22 protein-coding genes are annotated in these 20,660 nt (G+C 40.5%); 7 read left to right on the forward strand and 15 right to left on the reverse strand.

Going from position 1 to position 20,660, the window contains the following annotated elements; all coding sequences use genetic code 11:
- Positions 1-38: 38 nt before the first annotated feature.
- The 9 genes from PGQ33_RS15520 to PGQ33_RS15560 all read right to left on the reverse strand — a co-directional run bounded on the left by PGQ33_RS15520 (position 39) and on the right by PGQ33_RS15560 (position 8,125).
- Positions 39-1,355 carry a sensor histidine kinase gene (locus PGQ33_RS15520; RefSeq protein WP_117836253.1) on the reverse strand — a complete coding sequence of 439 codons (1,317 nt, stop codon included), beginning with the start codon at positions 1,353-1,355 and terminating at the stop codon, positions 39-41.
- The gene (locus PGQ33_RS15525) at positions 1,345-2,025 is read right to left on the reverse strand and encodes a winged helix-turn-helix domain-containing protein (RefSeq protein ID WP_055249350.1); all 681 of its coding nucleotides are present in this window, start codon (positions 2,023-2,025) and stop codon (positions 1,345-1,347) included. The genes PGQ33_RS15520 and PGQ33_RS15525 overlap by 11 nt, the downstream gene beginning before the upstream one ends.
- A gap of 22 nt (positions 2,026-2,047) precedes the next feature.
- On the reverse strand, positions 2,048-2,704 hold the full coding sequence (gene phoU / locus PGQ33_RS15530) for a phosphate signaling complex protein PhoU (protein ID WP_270206023.1): 657 nt from the start codon (positions 2,702-2,704) through the stop codon (positions 2,048-2,050).
- Positions 2,705-3,454, reverse strand: a complete 750-nt coding sequence (gene pstB, locus PGQ33_RS15535; RefSeq protein WP_055158199.1) for a phosphate ABC transporter ATP-binding protein PstB — start codon at positions 3,452-3,454, stop codon at positions 2,705-2,707.
- A 13-nt stretch (positions 3,455-3,467) separates the two neighbouring features.
- Positions 3,468-4,259 (reverse strand): phosphate ABC transporter permease PstA, encoded by a 792-nt coding sequence (gene pstA / locus PGQ33_RS15540; RefSeq protein WP_416387036.1) that lies wholly within the window; start codon positions 4,257-4,259, stop codon positions 3,468-3,470.
- 88 nt (positions 4,260-4,347) lie between these two features.
- The gene (gene pstC, locus PGQ33_RS15545) at positions 4,348-5,241 is read right to left on the reverse strand and encodes a phosphate ABC transporter permease subunit PstC (RefSeq protein ID WP_008368514.1); all 894 of its coding nucleotides are present in this window, start codon (positions 5,239-5,241) and stop codon (positions 4,348-4,350) included.
- Positions 5,242-5,261: 20 nt separating this feature from the next.
- A complete protein-coding gene (locus PGQ33_RS15550) occupies positions 5,262-6,191 on the reverse strand; it encodes a substrate-binding domain-containing protein (protein ID WP_055158195.1) in 930 nt (309 codons plus the stop codon).
- A 227-nt stretch (positions 6,192-6,418) separates the two neighbouring features.
- Positions 6,419-7,126: a GTP pyrophosphokinase gene (locus PGQ33_RS15555; RefSeq protein WP_022220501.1), complete on the reverse strand. Its 708-nt coding sequence runs from the start codon at positions 7,124-7,126 to the stop codon at positions 6,419-6,421.
- Between the two features lie 162 nt (positions 7,127-7,288).
- Entirely contained in the window at positions 7,289-8,125 is an 837-nt protein-coding gene (locus PGQ33_RS15560; RefSeq protein WP_055249355.1) for a glucosaminidase domain-containing protein, read from the reverse strand.
- 229 nt (positions 8,126-8,354) lie between these two features.
- Between PGQ33_RS15560 and PGQ33_RS15565 the strand changes: the two genes are divergently transcribed.
- Entirely contained in the window at positions 8,355-8,618 is a 264-nt protein-coding gene (locus tag PGQ33_RS15565; protein ID WP_055158192.1) for a hypothetical protein, read from the forward strand.
- A 314-nt stretch (positions 8,619-8,932) separates the two neighbouring features.
- Here the strand turns inward: PGQ33_RS15565 and PGQ33_RS15570 are convergent, their stop codons facing one another.
- Together PGQ33_RS15570 and PGQ33_RS15575 are read right to left on the reverse strand one after the other, a co-directional pair.
- Positions 8,933-10,948 (reverse strand): beta-galactosidase, encoded by a 2,016-nt coding sequence (locus tag PGQ33_RS15570; protein WP_117824662.1) that lies wholly within the window; start codon positions 10,946-10,948, stop codon positions 8,933-8,935.
- A gap of 117 nt (positions 10,949-11,065) precedes the next feature.
- Positions 11,066-11,938, reverse strand: coding sequence for a phosphoribosylaminoimidazolesuccinocarboxamide synthase (locus PGQ33_RS15575; protein WP_117559144.1), 873 nt, complete (start codon positions 11,936-11,938; stop codon positions 11,066-11,068).
- A 398-nt stretch (positions 11,939-12,336) separates the two neighbouring features.
- On the opposite strand from PGQ33_RS15575, the gene PGQ33_RS15580 reads away from it, so the two are divergent.
- A complete protein-coding gene (locus PGQ33_RS15580) occupies positions 12,337-13,668 on the forward strand; it encodes a threonine/serine ThrE exporter family protein (protein ID WP_270206024.1) in 1,332 nt (443 codons plus the stop codon).
- 56 nt (positions 13,669-13,724) lie between these two features.
- Here the strand turns inward: PGQ33_RS15580 and PGQ33_RS15585 are convergent, their stop codons facing one another.
- Positions 13,725-14,477: a DUF4866 domain-containing protein gene (locus PGQ33_RS15585; protein WP_270206025.1), complete on the reverse strand. Its 753-nt coding sequence runs from the start codon at positions 14,475-14,477 to the stop codon at positions 13,725-13,727.
- A 251-nt stretch (positions 14,478-14,728) separates the two neighbouring features.
- Here PGQ33_RS15585 and citC point away from each other — a divergent pair, with 251 nt between their 5' ends.
- Positions 14,729-15,799, forward strand: coding sequence for a [citrate (pro-3S)-lyase] ligase (gene citC, locus PGQ33_RS15590; RefSeq protein WP_270206026.1), 1,071 nt, complete (start codon positions 14,729-14,731; stop codon positions 15,797-15,799).
- An 11-nt stretch (positions 15,800-15,810) separates the two neighbouring features.
- On the forward strand, positions 15,811-16,305 hold the full coding sequence (citX, locus tag PGQ33_RS15595; protein ID WP_270206027.1) for a citrate lyase holo-[acyl-carrier protein] synthase: 495 nt from the start codon (positions 15,811-15,813) through the stop codon (positions 16,303-16,305).
- Between the two features lie 63 nt (positions 16,306-16,368).
- Here the strand turns inward: citX and PGQ33_RS15600 are convergent, their stop codons facing one another.
- On the reverse strand, positions 16,369-16,938 hold the full coding sequence (locus PGQ33_RS15600) for a GNAT family N-acetyltransferase (protein WP_117559152.1): 570 nt from the start codon (positions 16,936-16,938) through the stop codon (positions 16,369-16,371).
- Between the two features lie 16 nt (positions 16,939-16,954).
- Positions 16,955-17,209 carry an HI0074 family nucleotidyltransferase substrate-binding subunit gene (locus PGQ33_RS15605; RefSeq protein ID WP_330414263.1) on the reverse strand — a complete coding sequence of 85 codons (255 nt, stop codon included), beginning with the start codon at positions 17,207-17,209 and terminating at the stop codon, positions 16,955-16,957.
- Between the two features lie 335 nt (positions 17,210-17,544).
- Here PGQ33_RS15605 and PGQ33_RS15610 point away from each other — a divergent pair, with 335 nt between their 5' ends.
- From PGQ33_RS15610 to PGQ33_RS15620, 3 genes are read left to right on the forward strand one after another with little or no spacing between them, the layout of a single operon-like run.
- Positions 17,545-17,916 (forward strand): GntR family transcriptional regulator, encoded by a 372-nt coding sequence (locus PGQ33_RS15610; RefSeq protein ID WP_008368544.1) that lies wholly within the window; start codon positions 17,545-17,547, stop codon positions 17,914-17,916.
- Between the two features lie 3 nt (positions 17,917-17,919).
- Positions 17,920-18,777 carry an ABC transporter ATP-binding protein gene (locus PGQ33_RS15615; protein WP_117824668.1) on the forward strand — a complete coding sequence of 286 codons (858 nt, stop codon included), beginning with the start codon at positions 17,920-17,922 and terminating at the stop codon, positions 18,775-18,777.
- A 2-nt stretch (positions 18,778-18,779) separates the two neighbouring features.
- Positions 18,780-19,412, forward strand: coding sequence for an ABC-2 transporter permease (locus PGQ33_RS15620; RefSeq protein WP_117824669.1), 633 nt, complete (start codon positions 18,780-18,782; stop codon positions 19,410-19,412).
- A gap of 58 nt (positions 19,413-19,470) precedes the next feature.
- Here PGQ33_RS15620 and PGQ33_RS15625 read toward each other — a convergent pair whose 3' ends face one another.
- Entirely contained in the window at positions 19,471-20,430 is a 960-nt protein-coding gene (locus PGQ33_RS15625; protein WP_270206028.1) for a DHH family phosphoesterase, read from the reverse strand.
- Positions 20,431-20,660: the final 230 nt, after the last annotated feature.

Here is a 20,660-nt window from a genome sequence, read left to right on the forward strand (position 1 = left end):
TACATTATACCTTTAATTTCCCAATTGTAAACAGTTTTTTAACAATGAAAAATAAGCTCCATTTTTGTACCTTTTCCTTCTTCACTTTCCACATGGATTTCTGCGTTATGCAAAAGTGCTCCATGCTTTACAATTGAAAGACCCAGACCTGTTCCGCCGGTCTCTCTGGAATGGCTCTTATCCACCCGGTAAAAACGCTCAAAAATACGCTCCTGATGCTCTTTTGGGATTCCGATTCCGGTATCCTGGACAATGACCTTTTTCCCGTTCAGTGTATTTCCAACCCAGATATTTACTTTTCCATTTTCTTTATTGTATTTGATGGCATTTTCACAGATGTTGTAGATCATCTCATCCAGGATCTGACGGATTCCAAAACATTCCACATGTTCTCCTACCACTTCAACCTGTATTCTGTGTTTTTCTGCCTGAAGTGCCAGACGGCTCACGATCTCCCTTGTCATCTGATACAGATCCACATTCTCTTTTTCAAGCTCCACACTGCCCTCATCCAGTTTTGACAGCTTGATAATATCACCGACCAGGGTGATCATCCTGCTTGCCTCTTTATAGATCCGTTCACTGAATCCCTGCATATCTTCCGATTTTACAAGACCGTTCATCATAATTTCTGCATATCCCGAAATCGAGGTCAGAGGAGTCTTCAGCTCATGGGAAACATTTGCAGAGAATTCTCTCCTCATCTGTTCAATTGCTGCTTTTTCTTTATTCTGCCTGTCAATTCTTTCAAGCAGCGGATGCAACTCTTCATATACATCATTTTCCAGTGGTTCTTCCAGATCCAAATTGTTAATCGGTGCAATCAGCCTTTTCACCTGATGCCTTGTCATAAACCATGCAACACACCCCATCATGACCCCGATCGCAATCATATACGGTAAGATCATAAATGCTGTATTCCAGACCGTATCCATGCCTCTTGACACACGCAGGACAGAGCTATCATCCATCTTCAACGCATAATAGTACATCTCCTGTCCTTTGCTGTCTGACATACGGATATCCTGCCCACTGCCATTTGCCAATGCCTCTTTGAATTCTTTTCTTGATTTGTGGTTTGCCAGCGTTTCCTGATCATTTCCGGTATCATAAAGTACTTTTCCGTCTTTATCGATCCATGTTACCCTGGTGCGCCTACTGACCTTATCCATGGTGCCAAAATATTCTTCTCCGGATATATCTATTGCCGCCCGGATATATTCTGCCTCCTGAACCAGTTCACTGCGCCGGATATCCAGCGCCTGCCGGTAAATAACCAGAGTAACCAGAATATACGAGATCAGGAGTGACATCGTAACCACAAAAATCATACTTTTCTGGATTCTATTTCGCATCGATCTCTCCTATACGGTATCCAACCCCCCGGACAGTCTCAATATATTCTCCTGCCTGTCCCAGCTTCTGGCGCAAGGTTCTTACATGGACATCTACCGTTCTGGTCTCACCGTCAAAATCATATCCCCAGATTTCTTCCAGTAATTTATCTCTTGTCAGAACAATATTCTGATTCTCCATAAGTTTTCTCAATAGCTCATATTCTTTCAATGTTAATGCTACCGGTTCTCCCGCTACCGTTACTTCATGCTTTTTACGGTTCATGCGGATCTCACCCAGCACATAGGTATCATCCTCTTCTTTTTTCGATGTCCGTCTGAGTACTGCACGGATTCTGGATACCAGTTCCATCATTCCAAATGGTTTGGTCACATAATCATCTGCTCCCGCATCCAATCCCATGACCTTGTCATATTCTGCACCCTTTGCCGTAACCATGATGACCGGAATATCTTTGGTTCTCCCGGAAGTCTTCAGCTTCTTCAGGATCTCCATTCCATCTTCTCCCGGGAGCATGATATCAAGCAAAATCAGCTCTGGCAGTTCCTCTGCCAGAGCTTCAAAGAATGATGTGCCTTCTTCAAATCCACGGGCCTCAAATCCCGTAGTTTCAAGTGTATATACTACTAATTCCCGGATGTTCGCTTCATCCTCCACACAAAAAATCATTCTCGTTCTCCTTTAATTTCTTTTAGATTGCAGTTCCGCCTGCATGAATACCTGTAATTGAAAATTCAACCCACTCTGCAATATTTGTTGCATGATCTCCGATCCTCTCCAGATATTTTGCGATCATGATCAGGTCGATTGCCTCATCTCCGGCACTTCCTTTGTGATCGGAAATAAATTTTACCAGATCTCCTTTTACCAGATCAAAAAGATCATCTACCTCATCATCTGCTACCATGACTCTTCTTGCAAGCTCCAGATCTTTCTGTACATAGGCAGATACACTGTCTCTTACCATCTTTACAGTCGCCTCTGCCATCCGGTTAATATCCGTCAGATTCTTTTCCTCTGTTGATTTTGTTGCAATCACAATATCTGCGATATCCGCAGTCTGATCTCCGATACGTTCCATATCCGTGATCATCTTAAGTGATGCCGAGATTCTTCGCAGATCCCGCGCTACCGGCTGCTGCTGAAGTAAAAGCTTCAGGCAGAGATTTTCAATTTCTTTTTCCATCTGATCGATCTCGCTGTCTGCTGTAATGACAGCCTTTGCTCTGGCAATATCATGCCCTTCCAGGGCTCCTGTCGCTTCCTCAATTGCCGTCTCGCAAAGTTCTCCCATATGAATAAGCATCTCATTAAGTTCTTCCAGCTGTCTGTCAAATCTGTTCCGCATTTAACCAAACCTCCCTGTAATATAATCTTCTGTCCTCTTATCGGACGGGATCGAGAATAATTTTTCAGTATCATTATATTCTACAACTTCTCCAAGAAGGAAAAATGCGGTATTGTCCGACACTCGGACTGCCTGCTGCATATTATGTGTTACCATAACGATAGTATAATCTTTTTTCAATTCCATCGCAAGGTCTTCTATCTTGGATGTTGAGATCGGATCCAGTGCGGAAGTCGGTTCATCCATCAGAAGTACTTCCGGTTCTACTGCAAGTGCACGTGCAATGCAAAGTCTCTGCTGCTGTCCACCGGACATGCCAAGTGCACTCTTTTTCAGACGGTCCTTACACTCGTCCCAGATAGCTGCATTACGCAGTGATTTTTCTACAATATCATCCAGTTTTGCCTTTGAACGGATTCCATGCGTTCTCGGTCCGTAAGCAATATTATCATAAATGCTCATCGGGAATGGATTTGGTTTCTGGAATACCATTCCGACTCTTTTTCTCAGGACATTTACGTCCATTCCTTTAAAAATATTCTGTCCGTCCAGAAGGATTTCGCCGTCAATCCGGCATCCTTCTACCAGATCATTCATACGGTTGATCGACTTGAGAAGTGTGGATTTACCACAACCACTCGGTCCGATAAACGCGGTGATCTTATTTGGCTCGATCTCAAGGTTAATGTTTTTCAGTGCCTTGAAATCGCCATAATATAAATCAAGATTTTTTACACTTATCTTTGACATTTTCTTTTCCTCTCTATGCTTTCGTCAGTTTCTTCGCAACCACACCGGAAAGGGTGTTGATCGCAACAACCAGTACAAGCAAAATAACAGCTGTCGCATACGCCTGGTTCATATACAGCCCTTCGCTTGACAGCATATACATATGGATTGCCAGTGTCCGACCGGAACCAAGTACATTCTTTGGCACCTGTGCAACCGTTCCTGCTGTATAAATCAGTGCTGCCGTCTCTCCTACGATACGTCCAATGGCAAGGATCACACCCGCAAGGATTCCAGGAACTGCCGATGGAAGCACGATACGGAATACAGTACGGAGCTTTCCGGCTCCAAGTCCAAAGCTTCCTTCTCTGTAAGAATCCGGAACTGCTTTAAGTGCTTCTTCTGTCTGGCGCATGATCAGCGGAAGAATCATAATCGATAAAGTAAATGCACCTGCCAGAACGGAAAATCCCCATTTCAGCGTATTTACAAAGAACAGCATACCAAACAGACCATATACGATAGACGGAATGCCCGAAAGAGTCTCCGTCGTCAGGCGGATCACTTCGATAAATTTATTCCCCTTTCCTGCGTATTCCACAAGAAAGATTGCTGAAAAAATACCAAATGGTACTGCGATCAAAAGCGAAAGCAGTGTCATAACAACCGTATTGATCAATGCCGGTATAACAGATGCATTGTCCGATGTATAATGTAATGAAAATAATGACGGTTTAATATACGGAATTCCATTGATCAAAATATAAAAAATCAGGAACAGGAGCAGTGCAAACGTGATAAATGTCGCAAGCATCACAAGAAACATCAAAATCATGGATCCCGGATGTCTCAGATAGCTTTTTATCTTATCTGTAAAATTTTCCCGGTTGATATAAACAGGTTTTTTCGTCTGATCACTCATGTTCACCCCTCCTCTTAAGCAGCGCAACACTAAAATTGATGATCAGGATAAATACAAAAAGTACAACTCCTGTAGCAATCAACGCTTCCCTGTGAAGTCCGGTCGCATATCCCATCTCAATTACAATATTACCAGTCAGAGTACGGACACCGAGCAGAATATTATTGACCAGTCTAGGCTGGTTTCCTGCAATCATAATAACTGCCATGGTCTCACCGATCGCACGTCCGATTCCAAGTACGATTCCTGTGATCACACCGGACTTTGCCGCCGGAATCACAACTTTGAAAATACTTCTTTCCTGGGTTGCGCCAAGTGCCAGCGAGCCTTCATAGTACTGTGGTGGCACTGCACGCATTGCACTTTCTGTTGTCCCGATGATCGTTGGAAGGATCATCATACCAAGTACAATTGATGTAGTCAGGATTCCTTTTCCATCTCCGGATTTTTCAACCAATCCCATCATCTTTAAAGTTCTTCCGAAGTCCCGAATGATCGGAACTACGATCACCATGCCGAAGAAACCATATACAACTGACGGAATTCCCGCAAGCAGTTCAGTTGCTGCTTTTAACGGTCTGTAAATTTTCTTCGGGCAATACATAGCCATAAATACCGAAGTCAGAATTCCGATCGGCACACCAAATATAATTGCTCCTGCCGTCACATAGATACTTCCGATGATCATCGGAAAAATACCAAAAAGTTCATTTCCCGGACGCCAGATATCACCGGTTATAAATTTTACAAATCCTATCTGTCTGATTGCAGGGATTCCATTTGCAAACAAGAAGATGCAAATGAGAGCTACCGCCAGCACCGAAGTGCAGGCGGCAATGAAGAACACTCCCTGCATGACTTTTTCAGTCCATGCTTTTGATTTCATTCTTTAATTTCCTCTTTTATTTATTTGGAAACTTCATCCCATGTTGTAACATCCCCAACATAGATTGATTTTACCTGATCTGCTGAAAGCTCATCTGCCGTGTTAGCTTTATTTACGATCACTGCAATACCATCTGTTGCGATTACTGTTGCTTCAAGTTCTGAAGCTTCGTCATCTTTCAGTTCTCTGGATGCCATACCGATGTCATAGCTTCCTTCGATCGTAGATGTCATACCTGTTGTAGAATCTGAAGTCTGAAGCTCAATGTCTGCATTTGGGTTTACTTTCTTATATGCTTCAATCAGTTTTTCCATCAGCGGTGATACAGAAGAAGATCCACCTACTACACATTTTCCAGATGGTTTTGATCCTGCATAAGCTTCTACATCCGATACCGGAATGTATTTTTCATTTGATACGATTTCCTGTCCTTCTGTACTCATAATATATGCCATAAAATCTTTTGCAACTTCATTATCAAGATCTTTCTTCACTGCAATATTGAAAGGTCTTGACACTTTGTAAGAACCATTTTCGATATTGTCTGCTGTGGCTTCTGCTCCGTCAATCTTCAGAGCCTTTACGCTGTCATTTAAAGATCCGAGTGATACATAACCGATTGCATATTCGTCACCTGCTACAGTTGTAAGCATTACCGATGTATTATTTGTAATCTGCGCATCTGTTGTTGTCATATCTACTTTCGTTCCGTCTGACTGTTTTTCTTCTATTCCGAACAGCTCAATGAAAGCTCCTCTTGTACCGGATCCATCTTCACGGGATACGATTGTGATATCATTTGATGTATCAAAATCACTTCCGCTATCTGCGCTGCTGTTATCCGTACTGCCCTCTGCGCTCTTGTCAGATGATGATCCTCCGCATCCAACTGCCATTGTTGCTGCCATTGCTGCTACAAGTGCTACTGCCATTAATTTTCTGAATTTCATAATACTAAAATCCTCCGTTTTATGTGTTTTTGTTTTTTCTTTTCTTCACGGTCTCTATCATATAAAATGGTTGTAAAATCTGAAATCCTGGCTGTGTAAAGTTTTTGTTAAATATGATTTTTTCTGTTCAGTGTCAAAAAAGCAGGAACAGTCAGTTAACGTTGAGTATACTCCTCAACAATCAATTGACTGCTCCTGCTTTCTTATAATTACTTTCTTGTGTTTCTTTATCGGATCATAGGATTCTCTATGATCTCCGCATCCACTTCTTCTGTTTTCTCCGGAACCGGCTTCTCACCGCCTTCTTTCAGACATTCCAGAATTGCTTCATTCAGTGACAGCATCTTGTCATCCAGTGCCGATACCATATCCGCACATTCCTTTAGTTCCCGGCTGATATACTCCGGTGCCTGTCCTTCAAACTTGTAATAAATCTTATGCTCCAGACTCGCCCAGAAATCCATCGCAATTGTCCTGATCTGGATCTCGACCTTCGTATCCACCACACTGTCCGACAGAAAGATCGGAACGGACACCAGCATGTGGTAGCTCTTGTATCCACTTTCCTTCGGATTCTTGATATAGTCTTTGATCGACAGAACCTTTAAGTCACTCTGATTCCCGATCATCTCCGCAAGCCGGTAAATATCGGATGTAAACGAACAGATCAGACGGACTCCTGCGATATCATTGACATAGCGTACCATATTCTCAATACTTGTCTCATATCCGTACCGCTTCAGCTTTTTCACAATACTTTCTGCGGATTTGATCCTGGTCTTGATATGCTCGATCGGATTATATCTGTGTACATGTTGAAATTCATCGTTCAGTATCTCCAGCTTCGTCCCTACTTCTTTCAATGCGGAATTGTAAAGAAACATGACGGTCTTCCAGCTGTCTACGTCATCGTAATACTTCATTGCTGACTGCATGTAATCTCCCCTTTTTATGTATACTTCCCTCCGGAATCTATCTCCCTTTTTCGTCCCGAAAGTAAAATCAGTATACCATTTTTTCTCTTTGAAATCTATACAGCCCGGGCAAGCTTCATAGTATTTTAATAAATTAGATAATCTCAATCTGACACATTTCTTTTATTTTCGCATTGCATGAATCATTTCTACAATGTCGTATCCATAACGTTCACCCGTTGCCCAGCCATACCCTTCCGGATTTTCTTTCTGCCCCAGCCACTCTACATACGGTGCGCTCCCCTTTGTCACGTAAGAGTAACGGTCATCTACACATTCCTTGACAAGTGCTTCGTCTGTCGCATAAGCTTTCAGATGCTGGATCTGTGCCCGGATCCCGGTTCTGACATCCGGGTAGGAATTCCCGGGTACGCCTCCTCCCGTCGTCCCGATCCCGGCAAAATTATACTGGGTGATCTGCATATCTCCACCATACTGCAGCCAGCCTGTCTCCTTCATCGCCTGTGCAAATGCAACCTCCGGACGGACGCCTTCTGCCGTGGCTTCTTCATAATACATCTGTGCAAATGTCTCAATATCCGGTGCACCTCCCTGCGTCAAAACTTCTGCCGGATAAGTGCTTCCATACGCTTTAAAATAATTTACCAATTGCCAGGCGCGGATACTGCTGATCCCCATCACCGGATACTGTCCCGGCTGGATGGATGCTTCTACCGCTTCAGCCTCGGCAATGCCTTTTGCTTCGGTGTCTGATAGTTGCTGCGCTTCTGTCATCTGGGCTTTAATTGTGCTGTCTGCCTTTGTTGATTCCGTGCTGTCTTTCCTGCTTTTCTCTGTGTTCTTCTGCTTTGCAGTTTTTTCTGATTCTTCTATATAGGTTCTGCCTTTTTCATCTGCGTTCCCGGCTTTGGACTTACCATATATCATACCAATCGATACAAATATCATACAGATTCCCAGTATAACCCGGATTATAGTTTCTCGTTTTATTCCAGACATTTTTCTGATTCCCTGTCTTTTTTCTCTATCCTATTCCATGTTATTGAGAATGATTCTCTTTCTTTCATAAACTTTAGTATCAATATAGCACATCATATCAGAGAATCATAGAATAAAATCTGTCTCCTTTACTTTCTCCCCTAAATCCGCTATACTGAAAATCACTTGATACAAAAACATTCTTCGCCTGACCGGCATTTTTCATATTTATTATAAGGAGGATTTTACCATGTTCCGCTTATGGGGAAAAGAATTTAAAGACAATCATATGATCAAAGACACCACCATCTGTGATGACAGCGACGATACAAGAACCCACAAGATTTTCAATGCTCTGGATGAGATTTGCTATGAATTTGATCTCAGCAAACCGATCTGGCTGGATGTGAATATCAACGAATTCAAGCGGCATTCCAAAGCGAGATTCTATCAGGACAGTTTTGTGGATTCAATTGATTTTGATTTTCTGGAAATCCAGGTAATTGAAGAATAGAAAAAGAGAGAATTTTTCAGCCGCATGAAAAATCCTCTCTTCTTCTATCTCTTCGTTTCATCCGAATAAATTCCACTGGAAAGATATTTCTTTTCCTTATTTACATATCTATTTAATAGGTTTTTGTTGTTTTGAATTATATCGTCTTATAACATATATGTCAAGTATGAAAACTATGTTTTTATTTTTGTACAATCCAAACAGCATCTCTCCTGACATCTTCCTGTTAAATAAAAAGAAACAGAAATCCCAGACAGCTTTGCTTTTGCATCTGTCTGAACTTCCTGTTTCTTTTTATATTTCTCTCAAATTTTTTATTCTTCTAGAATCTTCACCCCAAACTTCGGAAGCATTTCTCCCTTTTCTACAGCATTTCCACTTAATAGATCCATCTTTCCTGCAAATTCTTCCGGAATTTTCAGATCTTCATCCTTAAAGTTCATCACAAAGTAGAAACTCTTCTCTTCTCCGTTACGTTTTACAATCTCCAGTCCGTTACCATTTTCTGCAACCGGATTTACCCTGGCATCTTCTGCTGCCATAGAAAGAATCTTATCTGTTCCAACAACTTCCATACAGCTTCCAATATAATATAATTTTCCTTTTCCATAATCATGTCTGGTCACTGCCGGCATGCCTGCATAGAAATCTTCGGCATATTCGCCCAGTGCCTCCGCACCTTCCAGATGCATCAGATCACAGACGATCTTACATTTACTCTGGCTTCCGTCCTTAAAAGTTACTATATTATACTGTTCCGGCGCAAGAGCATCAATTTCTTCTACCCAGATACCGGCCATCTCTTTTAATGGTCCCGGATATCCGCCCAGATATACATTGTCCGACTCACCAACGATACCACTCATATAAGTCGTCACCAGAATACCGCCATTTTTTACATATTTCTCCAGTGCTTCCTTCATCCCCGGTTTTACCATATAAAGAACCGGTGCTACGATCATCTTATATTTAGAAAAATCTGCATCTACCGGAATCATTGTAACCCCCATATTATGATCATAGAAATAGCGGTAATACCGATGGATCTGATCCACATATTTGAGACTAATGGATGGTCCACTTGTGTATTCCAATGCCCAATAGTTATCCCAGTCAAAGATTACACCGACCTCTGCTTCATTAACAGTTCCCGGAATCACATTACTCAGTTTTTCCAATTCTTCACCTAACTGTTTCACTTCGCGGAACACTCTTGTATTTTCCGTTCCGGCATGAGCAATGACTGCTCCGTGGAACTTCTCACATCCGCCTACACTTCGGCGCAACTGAAAGAACTGGATTGTATCCGCACCGTGCGCCATGGTCTGATAGCTCTGCGCGCGCATCTGACCCGGACGTTTAAGTGAGTTATATGGCTGCCAGTTCTGTTGGCTCGGTGTCTGTTCCATCAGCATAAACGGCTGATCTTTGAGTCCACGCATCAAATCATGCTTCATTGCGACCAGACTCCATGGTGTATTATAAGAAGGATAATTATCCCAGGAGATCACATCCATTTCCTTTGCCCATTTGAAATAATCAAGTCCTTTAAAGGTTCCCATCATATTTGTAGTGATCGGTGTCTCTTTGTCAAATTTACGGATTGCTTCTTTTTCCATCTTGAAGTTATTCAGCATTCCGTCTGAATTAAAGCGACAATAATCAATCGATAGTCCGGCAAAAGCTGTCATATGCGGTTCTGCCGCATCTTCAATCCCGTCACCAAGAGCATCTGGAAGTACTACTTCATCCCAGTCATAAATCGTATGTCCCCAGAATTCGGTATTCCATGCTTTGTTCAGTTCATCCAGTGTCTGATATTTTTCACGCAGCCAGACTCGGAAAGCTTTCTCACAATTTTCGCAGTAGCATTCTCCACCATACTCATTGCTGATATGCCAGCAGGTTACATGTGGATTGTTCCCGTAACGCTCGGCAAGCTTTCCGGCCAGACGGGATGCAAACTTCTGAAACACAAGGGAATTCGGGCAAGCATTATGACGCTGTCCGAATTTGTGATGTCTTCCCTCATAATCAGTCCTTGCGACCTCCGGATAACGCTTTACCATCCATGCCGGCAGCGCTGCTGTTGATGTAGCAAGCACGATATCGTAATTCTCCTGGCTGAGCATAGCAATCACTTCATCCAGTTCTGTAAAATTGTAAGTATCTTCCGATGGCTGGATCTTTGCCCATGAAAATACATTAATCGTTGCACTATTGATACGGGCATCTTTGAAAATGCGCATATCTTCTTTCCAGACCTCTTTTCCCCACTGGTTCGGGTTATAATCTCCGCCGTATAAAATCCTCTTAAATGGTCGTTTCATAAGCTTCTTCCTTTCTCATTGATATTTTCCTATTACTATAATAGCAGTTAATAAAAGGACCGGCAATTAAAAGCCGATCCTTTTGTATTTTTATTCTTATAATATGAAATGCAATAATTATGCAAGTTTTTCTCCAGTAAGCATCTCATATGCCTGCAGATATTTTTCAATTGTTTTGTCCACGATTTCCTGTGGAAGTGTCCAGTTGTTATCTGGATTAGCTGTAAGCCAGTCACGTGCAAACTGTTTGTCAAAAGACGGCTGTCCGTGTCCCGGTTCATATCCGTCCGCCGGCCAGAATCTTGAACTGTCCGGTGTCAGCATCTCATCACCGATCACCATATTGCCTTCTTCATCAAGACCAAATTCAAATTTGGTATCTGCAATGATAATTCCTTTGCTGAGTGCATATTCTGCACATTTTTTGTAAAGAGCAATGGTGTTATCACGAAGCTTTTCAGCTAATTCTTTTCCTCTTCCCGGAAAATATTTTTCCAGGTGATCTACACTCTGTTCATAAGAGATATTTTCATCATGATCACCGATCTCAGCTTTTGTAGATGGTGTATAAATCGGTTCTGGCAGTTTGTCAGATTCTTTTAATCCTTCCGGAAGTTTAATTCCACATACTGTGCCATTTTCCTGATAGCTCTTCCAGCCGCTTCCTGTGATATAACCACGAACGATACATTCGATCGGAAGCATGTTGAGCTTTTTACACATCATGGATTTCCCTTCATATTTCTCCTGTTGGAAGAATTCCGGCATCTCTTTTGTATCTACAGAAATCATATGGTTCGGAAGAATATCTTCTGTCATATCAAACCAGAATTTTGACATCTGTGTCAGAACAGTACCTTTCTTAGTCACTTCATTGTTAAGAATTACGTCAAAGCAGCTGATACGGTCTGTTGCAACCATGATCAGGCTGTCGCCATTGTCATAAATCTCACGTACTTTACCTTCTTTGATCGGTTTTAATTCCTGCATGTTCTTACACCTCATTGATTCATTTTCTTAATAAATAAACGGAGTTTTCTTAACTCTCAATAACCGTAACACCTAACATAATGAGTGTCAAGAAAAACAGGCTTTCTTGCTTATTAGCATTTTTTATTATCATTTATTACTTTAAAAACTGCCGGTATTTTCTACATACTTTTTCTTATACACATTAGACAAAAAATGGTTTCTCATTTTATGCACATTGTCTCGGTCATGTTTTTAAATCCACATTGGCATATCCGTATCCTTTTTCAGGATTTCTCAACTCTTCTATTGACTTTTGCATTTCGATGATTATACTTTATTATGATAAATCAATATCAATAATACATATTTAATATATTGTTCATGTATTATTGGTATAGCAAAAGGAAGTGAAATTTATGCAGCAAGGCATAATAGAAAAAAATCATATGGACATTCTATGGCATGATTATGCACTGAATAAAGAAGATACCATTCCTATCACAAAGGCCGGACTAATTGAAAAAGCCTCCGTTGTCGGTAGATGTGGCATGATGCTTCTTTCCTGTGGAACCGGAGCATGGCGTGTTCGAAGCTCCATGAATACCCTTTCCAGAGAACTGGGAATCACCTGTACCGCCGACATCGGTCTGATGTCCATTGAATACACCTGTTTTGACGGTGAAAACTGTTTTTCACAGTCGCTGTGTCTGACCAATACCGGTGTTAATACTTCGAAATTGAACCGACTGGAAAACTTCATCAACGATTTCCCAACAAAGGAAAAATATCTTTCCGGTGAACAGATTCATTCTTATCTGGATGAGATTGAACGGATCCATGGCCTTTACTCTCCAGTTGCACTCGGATTTGCCGCAGCATTTGCCTGTGGGGCATTTACCTTTCTCCTTGGTGGCGGACCGGTAGAAATGCTTCTTGCTTTTTTCGGTGCCGGTATCGGCAACTTTGTAAGATGTAAACTGACTAAGCATCATTTCACATTATTCTTAGGCATTACTGTCTCTGTTGCTGCTGCCTGCCTTATCTATGCTACACTTTTAAAAACAACTGAACTGTTGTTCGGCATTTCTCTTGCTCATGAAGCCGGATATATATGCTCTATGCTTTTCATCATTCCCGGTTTTCCATTTATCACCAGCGGAATCGACCTTGCAAAACTGGATATGCGATCCGGCCTGGAACGACTTGCTTACGCAATGATCATCATTCTTGTCGCAACCTTGACCGCCTGGATCATGGCACTTATCCTTCATTTAAAGCCAAGTGATTTCCCACCTCTTTCTCTCACACTCTGGCAACATATACTATTCCGGCTTCTCGCCAGCTTCTGCGGGGTGTTCGGCTTTTCTGTTATGTTCAACAGTCCTAAAGAACTCTCTGCCACAGCCGGTATCATTGGAGCAATTGCCAATACACTCCGTCTTGAACTGGTAGACTTGGCCTCCCTGCCTCCTGCAGCCGCAGCTTTTATCGGTGCCCTGACTGCCGGAATTCTGGCTTCTGTATTAAAAAGCAAAATCGGTTATCCGAGAATTTCTCTGACTGTACCTTCTATTGTCATCATGGTACCGGGACTGTATCTTTACCGGGCAATCTATAATCTTGGAGTGATGTCTCTGCAAACCTCTGCATCCTGGTTTGCAGCTGCAATACTTATCATTCTTGCCTTGCCTCTTGGACTTATCTTTGCAAGAATTCTGACGGACAAGACATTCCGTTATTGCACGTAAAAAAGAATTTTAAATAAAAAGATGCATCTGATCTTTTTTCAACCAGATGCATCTTTTTATTTATCATATACAATTTGATCCGCTTTTTCTATATGCCTTTCCAGTCTGTCAGAAAAGTGTTCCAGCGGAAGGAAAACCCCCATTTCATCAAATCTTTTTCCTTCTTCCTGCAAGAAATCCTGTCCGTAATATACCACAGAATTTGGCAGTTCCTTTTGAAGTTCCATCATAATATCCCACACAGCTGCATAAGCTTCAGCCTCCGTCTTTTTTTCTTTTACGGTATCCGGAAGTTCATAGATCAGAAGTACTCCGTCATGCTCTCCCATCTTATATTCCTGTGTTTCCATTGTTTCTGAATCATAACAATGCCTTTTCTTATATCCATGTGCCAGATACATTTTTACTTTATCACGCTTCTGATAAACTTTTCGAAATTTTTCATATTCTTTTTCCTTTACATGAATCGGAAGATTTTCCAGAAGCTTTCCCTCTTCATCTGTCAAAAAAATAGGATTTGTCTGTCCATCCGCATTAAATTTAAACGGTATCAGAAAAGCATTTCTTAAAAGATCGAACATACTGTTTTGGCACACAGCCATGAGAAATGCAGTCAGATCTTTATTTTCATATGCATCGAATAATGCAGCGGTGAACTGCTTTGCGGGAAGATTCTCTGTCACAAACTCATCTCCGGAATCAATGGCATCGTAAAAAGTTCTTTTCAGTCGCCTGCATGCCTCCGGGTTTGCAAGAATCTTGTCAAATAACATCTCGGCTTTTTCTTCTCTTGGAAAAATGGTTGCCATATCTATCCTTCCTTTACTATAAATCATACGATTATTTTTTATCCGACTATATTATAGGGTTATCCTGGTTATTAGTAAATTACATAATTCATATTGTGATCATATCAATATGACATAAATCCAATTTGTATTTTTTTAAGAATAATGCCTGATTTCTTTCTTGAATCCATGCTCCTCTTTACATTTTCTATACACATGTTAAAATAATTTCATCAAATATTTTGAGCTACTGTGCAGAAAGGAATTTATCTATGTCAGATTATTACATTTCTCAAATCTATCCTTCTGACAAGCGAGCCAACGATGAAGTGGACGCGCTCCTTATCTCAGAAGGGATCCGCAGAGATGCCAACCTGGATTACACCTGCGGCATGTATGACGATGAGATGCACATTATCGCAACAGGAAGCTGTTTTGGCAACACCTTACGATGTTTTGCCGTAAGCCATGAACATCAGGGAGAAGGACTGATGAATTCCATCGTCTCTCATCTGATTGAATTTCAGTTTTCAAGAGGGAATACACACCTTTTTCTTTACACCAAATGTAATTCTGCCAAGTTCTTCGGTGATCTTGGATTCTATGAAATTGCCCGGATCGATGGACAGATTGTCTTCATGGAAAACCGAAAAACCGGATTTCAGAATTATCTGCGTACTTTTGCAAAAGATGCACTTCCAGAAGAATTGACTGCTGAGACTCCCACCAGAAAGATTGCTGCTCTCGTCATGAACGCCAACCCGTTTACCCTCGGACACCAGTATCTTGTAGAAAAAGCGGCTGCTGAAAATGATCTGCTTCATCTCTTCATTGTCAGTGAAGATGCCAGCCTGGTTCCATTCAAGATCAGAAAACAACTCGTCATGAAAGGAACAGCACACTTGAAAAACATCTGTTATCACGACAGTGGTCCATATATTATCAGCAATGCTACTTTTCCAAGCTATTTCCAGAAAGATGAGAATGCAGTGATTGAAAGCCACGCCATGCTGGACCAGACGGTATTTACGCAGATTGCAAAGGTGCTCAGTATCACTCGCCGTTACGTAGGGGAAGAGCCTACTAGCCTGGTTACCGGAATCTATAACCGGATCATGTCTGAAAAATTACCGGAACAGGGCATCGAATGTATCGTTGTCCCAAGAAAGACCTGTGAGGATACACCGATCAGCGCTTCCAATGTACGTCTTGCCCTGCAAAATGGTGACTATGATACCCTTTCGAAGCTGGTACCGCAAACCACACTGGATTATTTCAAAAGTCCGGAAGCAATTCCTGTAATCGAACGGATCAGACAACAAGAAAATGTTATTCATTATTAGGAGGATCTGCTATGAAAGGACAGGAAGTAGTATTAACCGACATGCTCGCCTGCCGCGAGCGCCGCGTTAATATACAAAATGAATATATTCAAAGATATCATTGCCCAGTGATTTCATTCTGCATGAATATTCCGGGACCTATAAAGACGAATGAACAGATCAAAAAAGCATTCCTTTCCGGAAAGGAAGCACTTTTTGCTGTATTACAAAAAGAGAACATTCCGATTCTTACCCAAACTGAGTTTGATGAGAAGACTGGAAATGAAATTATTCTTACAGTCGACTATCCGGCAGATAGAATTAAAGAACTAACAACAAAAATCGAAGAAACCCATCCCTTCGGACGTCTTTTTGATATGGATGTGATTGGAACAGACGGAGAAAAACTCTCCCGCGGCGTCTACCGCAAATGTTTGATCTGCGGCTGTCAGGCACAGGAATGTGCCCGGTCACGAAAGCATACCGTCGCTGAAATGCAGGCAAAGATCGAAGAGATGCTCTCATAACAATATTGAGAAACGGGAGAATGCATTTTCAAACAGCATTCTCCCGTTTTTTAATTTCCATCACTATATTTCTGAAAATCTCTTTACCTGCTCCGGTTTCTCCGGATGTTCTCCTATCATCTTCTCCATCCAGACCATATGGTACCAACGCCCAAATTTATAACCACACTTCCGGAATTCTCCGATCAAACGGTATCCCAGATGTTCATGAAACTGCTTGCTGTTCTTTGTCAGATATTCATCGTCTTCTTCCGGATATCCAATGCATGCATATAGATTGATGATATTCTGTGCTTTCAGTGCAGTTTCAAGTGCCTGATAAAGCAGTTTTCCAACACCACCGTGCCTGCAACCCTTCTTTACATAAATCGTAGTTTCTGCCGACCAGTCATATGCAGCCCGTCCATAAAAAGCTCCTGCATATGCATAACCGATAATCTCGCTGTCTCTTACTGCCACCAGATACGGATATTTTTTCAGTGTGTGACGAATCCGTCCGGTAAACTCTTCCAGTGTCGGAACATCATATTCAAATGTAATTGCTGTGTCCGTTATATATGGTGCATAGATACTTAAAATTTCTGCTGCGTCCGCTTCGGTTGCCGGACGGATCTTGATTTCATTTGTATTCATTTTATGCTCTTGACTACTATATCCAATTCCTGTCAATTTCTTCTTTTAATTCACAGAACATTTTATAAAACTTCTGTTTTGCCTGCGTAATAATCCCCATTGCAATCTTTCGGTTATAAGAATGTATTACATTATTTCTTTCTTGTAATGCAGATAACCATAGTTCTTCATCCTTTATCATACCTGCTTTATATACTGTTTTGAGAATCATTTTCGGAGAATCTGTTGCTCCTTCTGCAAATCCATGTATCTCCAATATTTCTTTCATCATCTTCCATGACTGCTACACAATGTATATCATGTTTTTTTGCAAATGAAATAATTTCGTCTATAACTTCCGTTTTTATTCCTGTATTCGCAAAAGTCTGCATTTTTCCTTCCTCCCACTACCATAACTTTAATCAGAGAAATCATTATATTTATTCTCCTACTCTTCATACATTGATTTCTCCAGATATTATTCGACTGGTAATTCCGTTTAATCTATAAAAATTATCATACCATGAATCAAATTTCTATACAAGCAGGATTGTTTCTCTTGACACACCTTCGCTAACTGTATATACTGTATATATACAGTTATAACATTTTAAGCGAGGTGAAAACGTGAATATATTCATAGATAACAAAAGTGGTGCACCCATCTATGAACAGATTTTTACACAACTCAAATCGCAAATTATAAGTGGAACATTGCCATCTGACGAAGCTCTTCCTTCCATTCGAAGCCTTGCCAAAGATCTACGAATCAGTGTCGTAACAACCAAGCGGGCTTACGATGAACTGGAAAAAGAAGGTTTTATTTACACGATTGCAGCAAAGGGCTGTTTCGTTGCTCCACTTAATACGGATCTTTTGCGTGAAACAAATCTGAAAAAAATTGAAGACTACATGGAAAAAATAGTACATCTTGCAGCTTCCTGTAATCTAAGCGAACAGGAACTTACTGAGATGCTTCATTTCATGATGGAGGAATAGCTTATGACCACATTTGAAACAAATGCTTTAGAAATAAACGATTTGAATAAGAACTATCCTGGATTTTCCCTGAATCATCTAAATCTCACTCTTCCCAGTGGATGTATCTTAGGACTCATCGGTGAAAATGGTGCCGGAAAAACTACCACCATTAAACTAATTCTGGATATCATAAAAAAAGACAGCGGTTCGATTCGAATTTTGGGAAGAGACTGCACTTCTGCTACTACTATCTTGAAAGAAGAAATTGGCGTTGTATTAGATGAAGTTGGTTTTCAGGAATGCCTGACTCCTTTACAGATTGGACGCATTATGAAGGATATTTTCCACAACTGGGATCCTTCTCTATACGACCAATATCTCCAAAAATTTAACCTTCCAAATAAAAAAGAATTTGGTAAGTTTTCAAAAGGAATGAAGATGAAACTTGGAATTGCAGTTGCTCTCTCTCATCATCCTAAACTTCTGATCCTTGATGAAGCAACAAGCGGTCTTGATCCTGTAATGCGCGATGAAATCCTTGATATTTTCAATGATTTTACCAGAGATGAATCTCATGCAATTTTAATTTCTTCCCATATTGTAAGTGATCTGGAGAAAATTTGTGATTATGTTGCCTTTCTTCATAAAGGTAACCTTGTTCTTTTCGAAGAAAAAGACCGGCTTCTGGAAAAATACGGTATCATTCAATGTACAAAGGAACAGCTTCAGGAACTCGATCAATCTGCGGTCATCGGAGTCAAATACTCTTCTTACAATGTAGAAGCAGTAGTTCTTCGAGATCAGATTCCGAAAGGATTTAAGGTACATCCGATCAGTATAGAAGATTTGTTTATTTTTATGATAAAGGGGGTTCACTGAATATGAAAGGATTACTTCGTAAAGATCTTTATCTGATGATAAAATATTGTCGTTTATTTTTTATTCTGATTATTGTATTTTCCTTTGCCGGAGCATGGAATAACAATCTGTTTTTTGCATTATATCCTATTACAATTTCCAGTATTATCCCGGTAAACCTGCTTTCTTACGATGAAAAATCAAATTGGAGTCTCTATGCCTGTACCTTTCCCTGTAGCCGGAAAGAAATTGTATCCTCCAAATATATTTTAACAGTATGTACCCTTACACTTTCTGCCATCATTGTTGAAGTAGTGCAAACAATCAACATGATTATAAGACACAACTTTCATATTTCCGGTCTTCTTACTATTTTTACAATTATCTTTATAACCGGATTACTGCCACCTGCCTTTATGTTTCCGTTTACCTTCAAACTAGGTGCTGAGAAAGGTCGGTTTGCTTATTATATTGGATTTATTTTATTTTTCGCATTGCTTGGTTCGTTGCAATCTGTCATAAAAAATTTGCCTCTCGGACTTGCACATTTCCCTTTCCGAAGTGACTATATTTTGATTCTTTTTTTCATAGGTTTATTACTGTATATAATTTCCTGGATTCTATCCATAAAATTCTATCAGAACAGGGAATTCTAACATCATTATAGAAAGAAACAGCGGTTTACTTCCTTTTTTGTAAACCACTGTTTCTTTTTTATTTCATGATTTTTTCCATTCTCTCTTTGATAATGTCTGCAATTTCCCATCCTGCATAACTTTCGCAGATACAATCTCTTGAAATCACACCGCCGGCTTTATCTATATGGCCACCACCGCTTCCGATTCCATCGCAGAGCTTTTCTGCCACTTCATTTGCAAGATACTCCCGATCCGCGCTTCTTATTGAAACCTGATATCCACTGTCAATATCCGTATATGCAATGCTAACTTTGGCAACATCAACCTTTATTGCCATATCACCAATGATTCCAAGCACTGATTGCTCACAATGCATTGCACTGATCAAAAGATATTGCTTCTCTTTATCAAAATATGCATGGTACAAAGCTTCTCCTGCAATCATGAGGTCCTCCAGACTCATGGATGATTTTTTTAACCGTTCCAGTTCCGGATAATCTTTGCTTAACTCATCGCGCATCGCAATGTCATGCTTCTTGTACAAATCTACATAGGAAGAAGTATCTGTATACAATCCATATAAAAATGCAATACTTAACTTTTCATTCGCCTTTACATCATATCCTTCTTCTTTCAAAAGTTCCCAGACAATTGTAGAACAGCTTTGATAAGAATAGTCAATAAAAGCATTTTCTGTTTTTTTCATGGAAGGCATATGATGATCAATCATTGCTATATTATCCGCTTCAAAACGATATACATTTCCTCTTCCATATTGCCCATCAACCAGCAGTAGAAGATCTGTCTTTGGTAACTCTTTTACGTATTCTACCGGAATCTCACAGATATCAATCATGTACAAAAGATCTTTTTTTTGGATTTCATAATCTCCACTGTAAATAATTGACACATTGGTATCCTGTAGTTTTAAATATGTATACACCCCATATGCCGCAGCCAGTGCATCTGCATCTGGACTGTTATGACATTGAATACATATATTTTTGTACTTTAATAGCTGATTTAAAAAACCCATTTGCTCATGCCTCTTAAATTACTCTCATTCTTTCAGCATATTACCACATTTTTCCTTAAAGGTAAATAATTTCCTATGTAATATATGTAATAAAAAAACTGCAAACCCTTACGGTCTACAGCTCCCTTACTTTTTTCATGTACCTTCAAAACCACACACAAATTTAAATCCTTACTCCATCCATTTTCTTTACCCTGTCCTACCTTCTTGGTTATGCCCTCGACCGATTA

The sequence above is a fragment of the Coprococcus sp. AM100_B19A genome (assembly GCF_027662015.1).
GTDB classification, from domain to species: Bacteria; Bacillota; Clostridia; order Lachnospirales; family Lachnospiraceae; genus Allocoprococcus; species Allocoprococcus comes.

Bases quoted from the DNA above. Each gene is read 5' to 3' on its own strand.
- pstC (WP_008368514.1), bottom strand. From the start codon at position 5,241: ATGAAATCAAAAGCATGGACTGAAAAAGTCATGCAGGGAGTGTTCTTC.
- PGQ33_RS15575 (WP_117559144.1), bottom strand. From the start codon at position 11,938: ATGCAGGAATTAAAACCGATCAAAGAAGGTAAAGTACGTGAGATTTAT.
- PGQ33_RS15580 (WP_270206024.1), top strand. From the start codon at position 12,337: ATGCAGCAAGGCATAATAGAAAAAAATCATATGGACATTCTATGGCAT.
- pstA (WP_416387036.1), bottom strand. From the start codon at position 4,259: ATGTTTCTTGTGATGCTTGCGACATTTATCACGTTTGCACTGCTCCTG.
- PGQ33_RS15585 (WP_270206025.1), bottom strand. From the start codon at position 14,477: ATGGCAACCATTTTTCCAAGAGAAGAAAAAGCCGAGATGTTATTTGAC.
- PGQ33_RS15520 (WP_117836253.1), bottom strand. From the start codon at position 1,355: ATGCGAAATAGAATCCAGAAAAGTATGATTTTTGTGGTTACGATGTCA.
- citX (WP_270206027.1), top strand. From the start codon at position 15,811: ATGAAAGGACAGGAAGTAGTATTAACCGACATGCTCGCCTGCCGCGAG.
- phoU (WP_270206023.1), bottom strand. From the start codon at position 2,704: ATGCGGAACAGATTTGACAGACAGCTGGAAGAACTTAATGAGATGCTT.
- pstB (WP_055158199.1), bottom strand. From the start codon at position 3,454: ATGTCAAAGATAAGTGTAAAAAATCTTGATTTATATTATGGCGATTTC.
- PGQ33_RS15625 (WP_270206028.1), bottom strand. From the start codon at position 20,430: ATGGGTTTTTTAAATCAGCTATTAAAGTACAAAAATATATGTATTCAA.
- PGQ33_RS15605 (WP_330414263.1), bottom strand. From the start codon at position 17,209: ATGATGAAAGAAATATTGGAGATACATGGATTTGCAGAAGGAGCAACA.
- citC (WP_270206026.1), top strand. From the start codon at position 14,729: ATGTCAGATTATTACATTTCTCAAATCTATCCTTCTGACAAGCGAGCC.
- PGQ33_RS15560 (WP_055249355.1), bottom strand. From the start codon at position 8,125: ATGTCTGGAATAAAACGAGAAACTATAATCCGGGTTATACTGGGAATC.
- PGQ33_RS15615 (WP_117824668.1), top strand. From the start codon at position 17,920: ATGACCACATTTGAAACAAATGCTTTAGAAATAAACGATTTGAATAAG.
- PGQ33_RS15555 (WP_022220501.1), bottom strand. From the start codon at position 7,126: ATGCAGTCAGCAATGAAGTATTACGATGACGTAGACAGCTGGAAGACC.
- PGQ33_RS15565 (WP_055158192.1), top strand. From the start codon at position 8,355: ATGTTCCGCTTATGGGGAAAAGAATTTAAAGACAATCATATGATCAAA.
- PGQ33_RS15550 (WP_055158195.1), bottom strand. From the start codon at position 6,191: ATGAAATTCAGAAAATTAATGGCAGTAGCACTTGTAGCAGCAATGGCA.
- PGQ33_RS15570 (WP_117824662.1), bottom strand. From the start codon at position 10,948: ATGAAACGACCATTTAAGAGGATTTTATACGGCGGAGATTATAACCCG.
- PGQ33_RS15620 (WP_117824669.1), top strand. From the start codon at position 18,780: ATGAAAGGATTACTTCGTAAAGATCTTTATCTGATGATAAAATATTGT.
- PGQ33_RS15525 (WP_055249350.1), bottom strand. From the start codon at position 2,025: ATGATTTTTTGTGTGGAGGATGAAGCGAACATCCGGGAATTAGTAGTA.
- PGQ33_RS15600 (WP_117559152.1), bottom strand. From the start codon at position 16,938: ATGAATACAAATGAAATCAAGATCCGTCCGGCAACCGAAGCGGACGCA.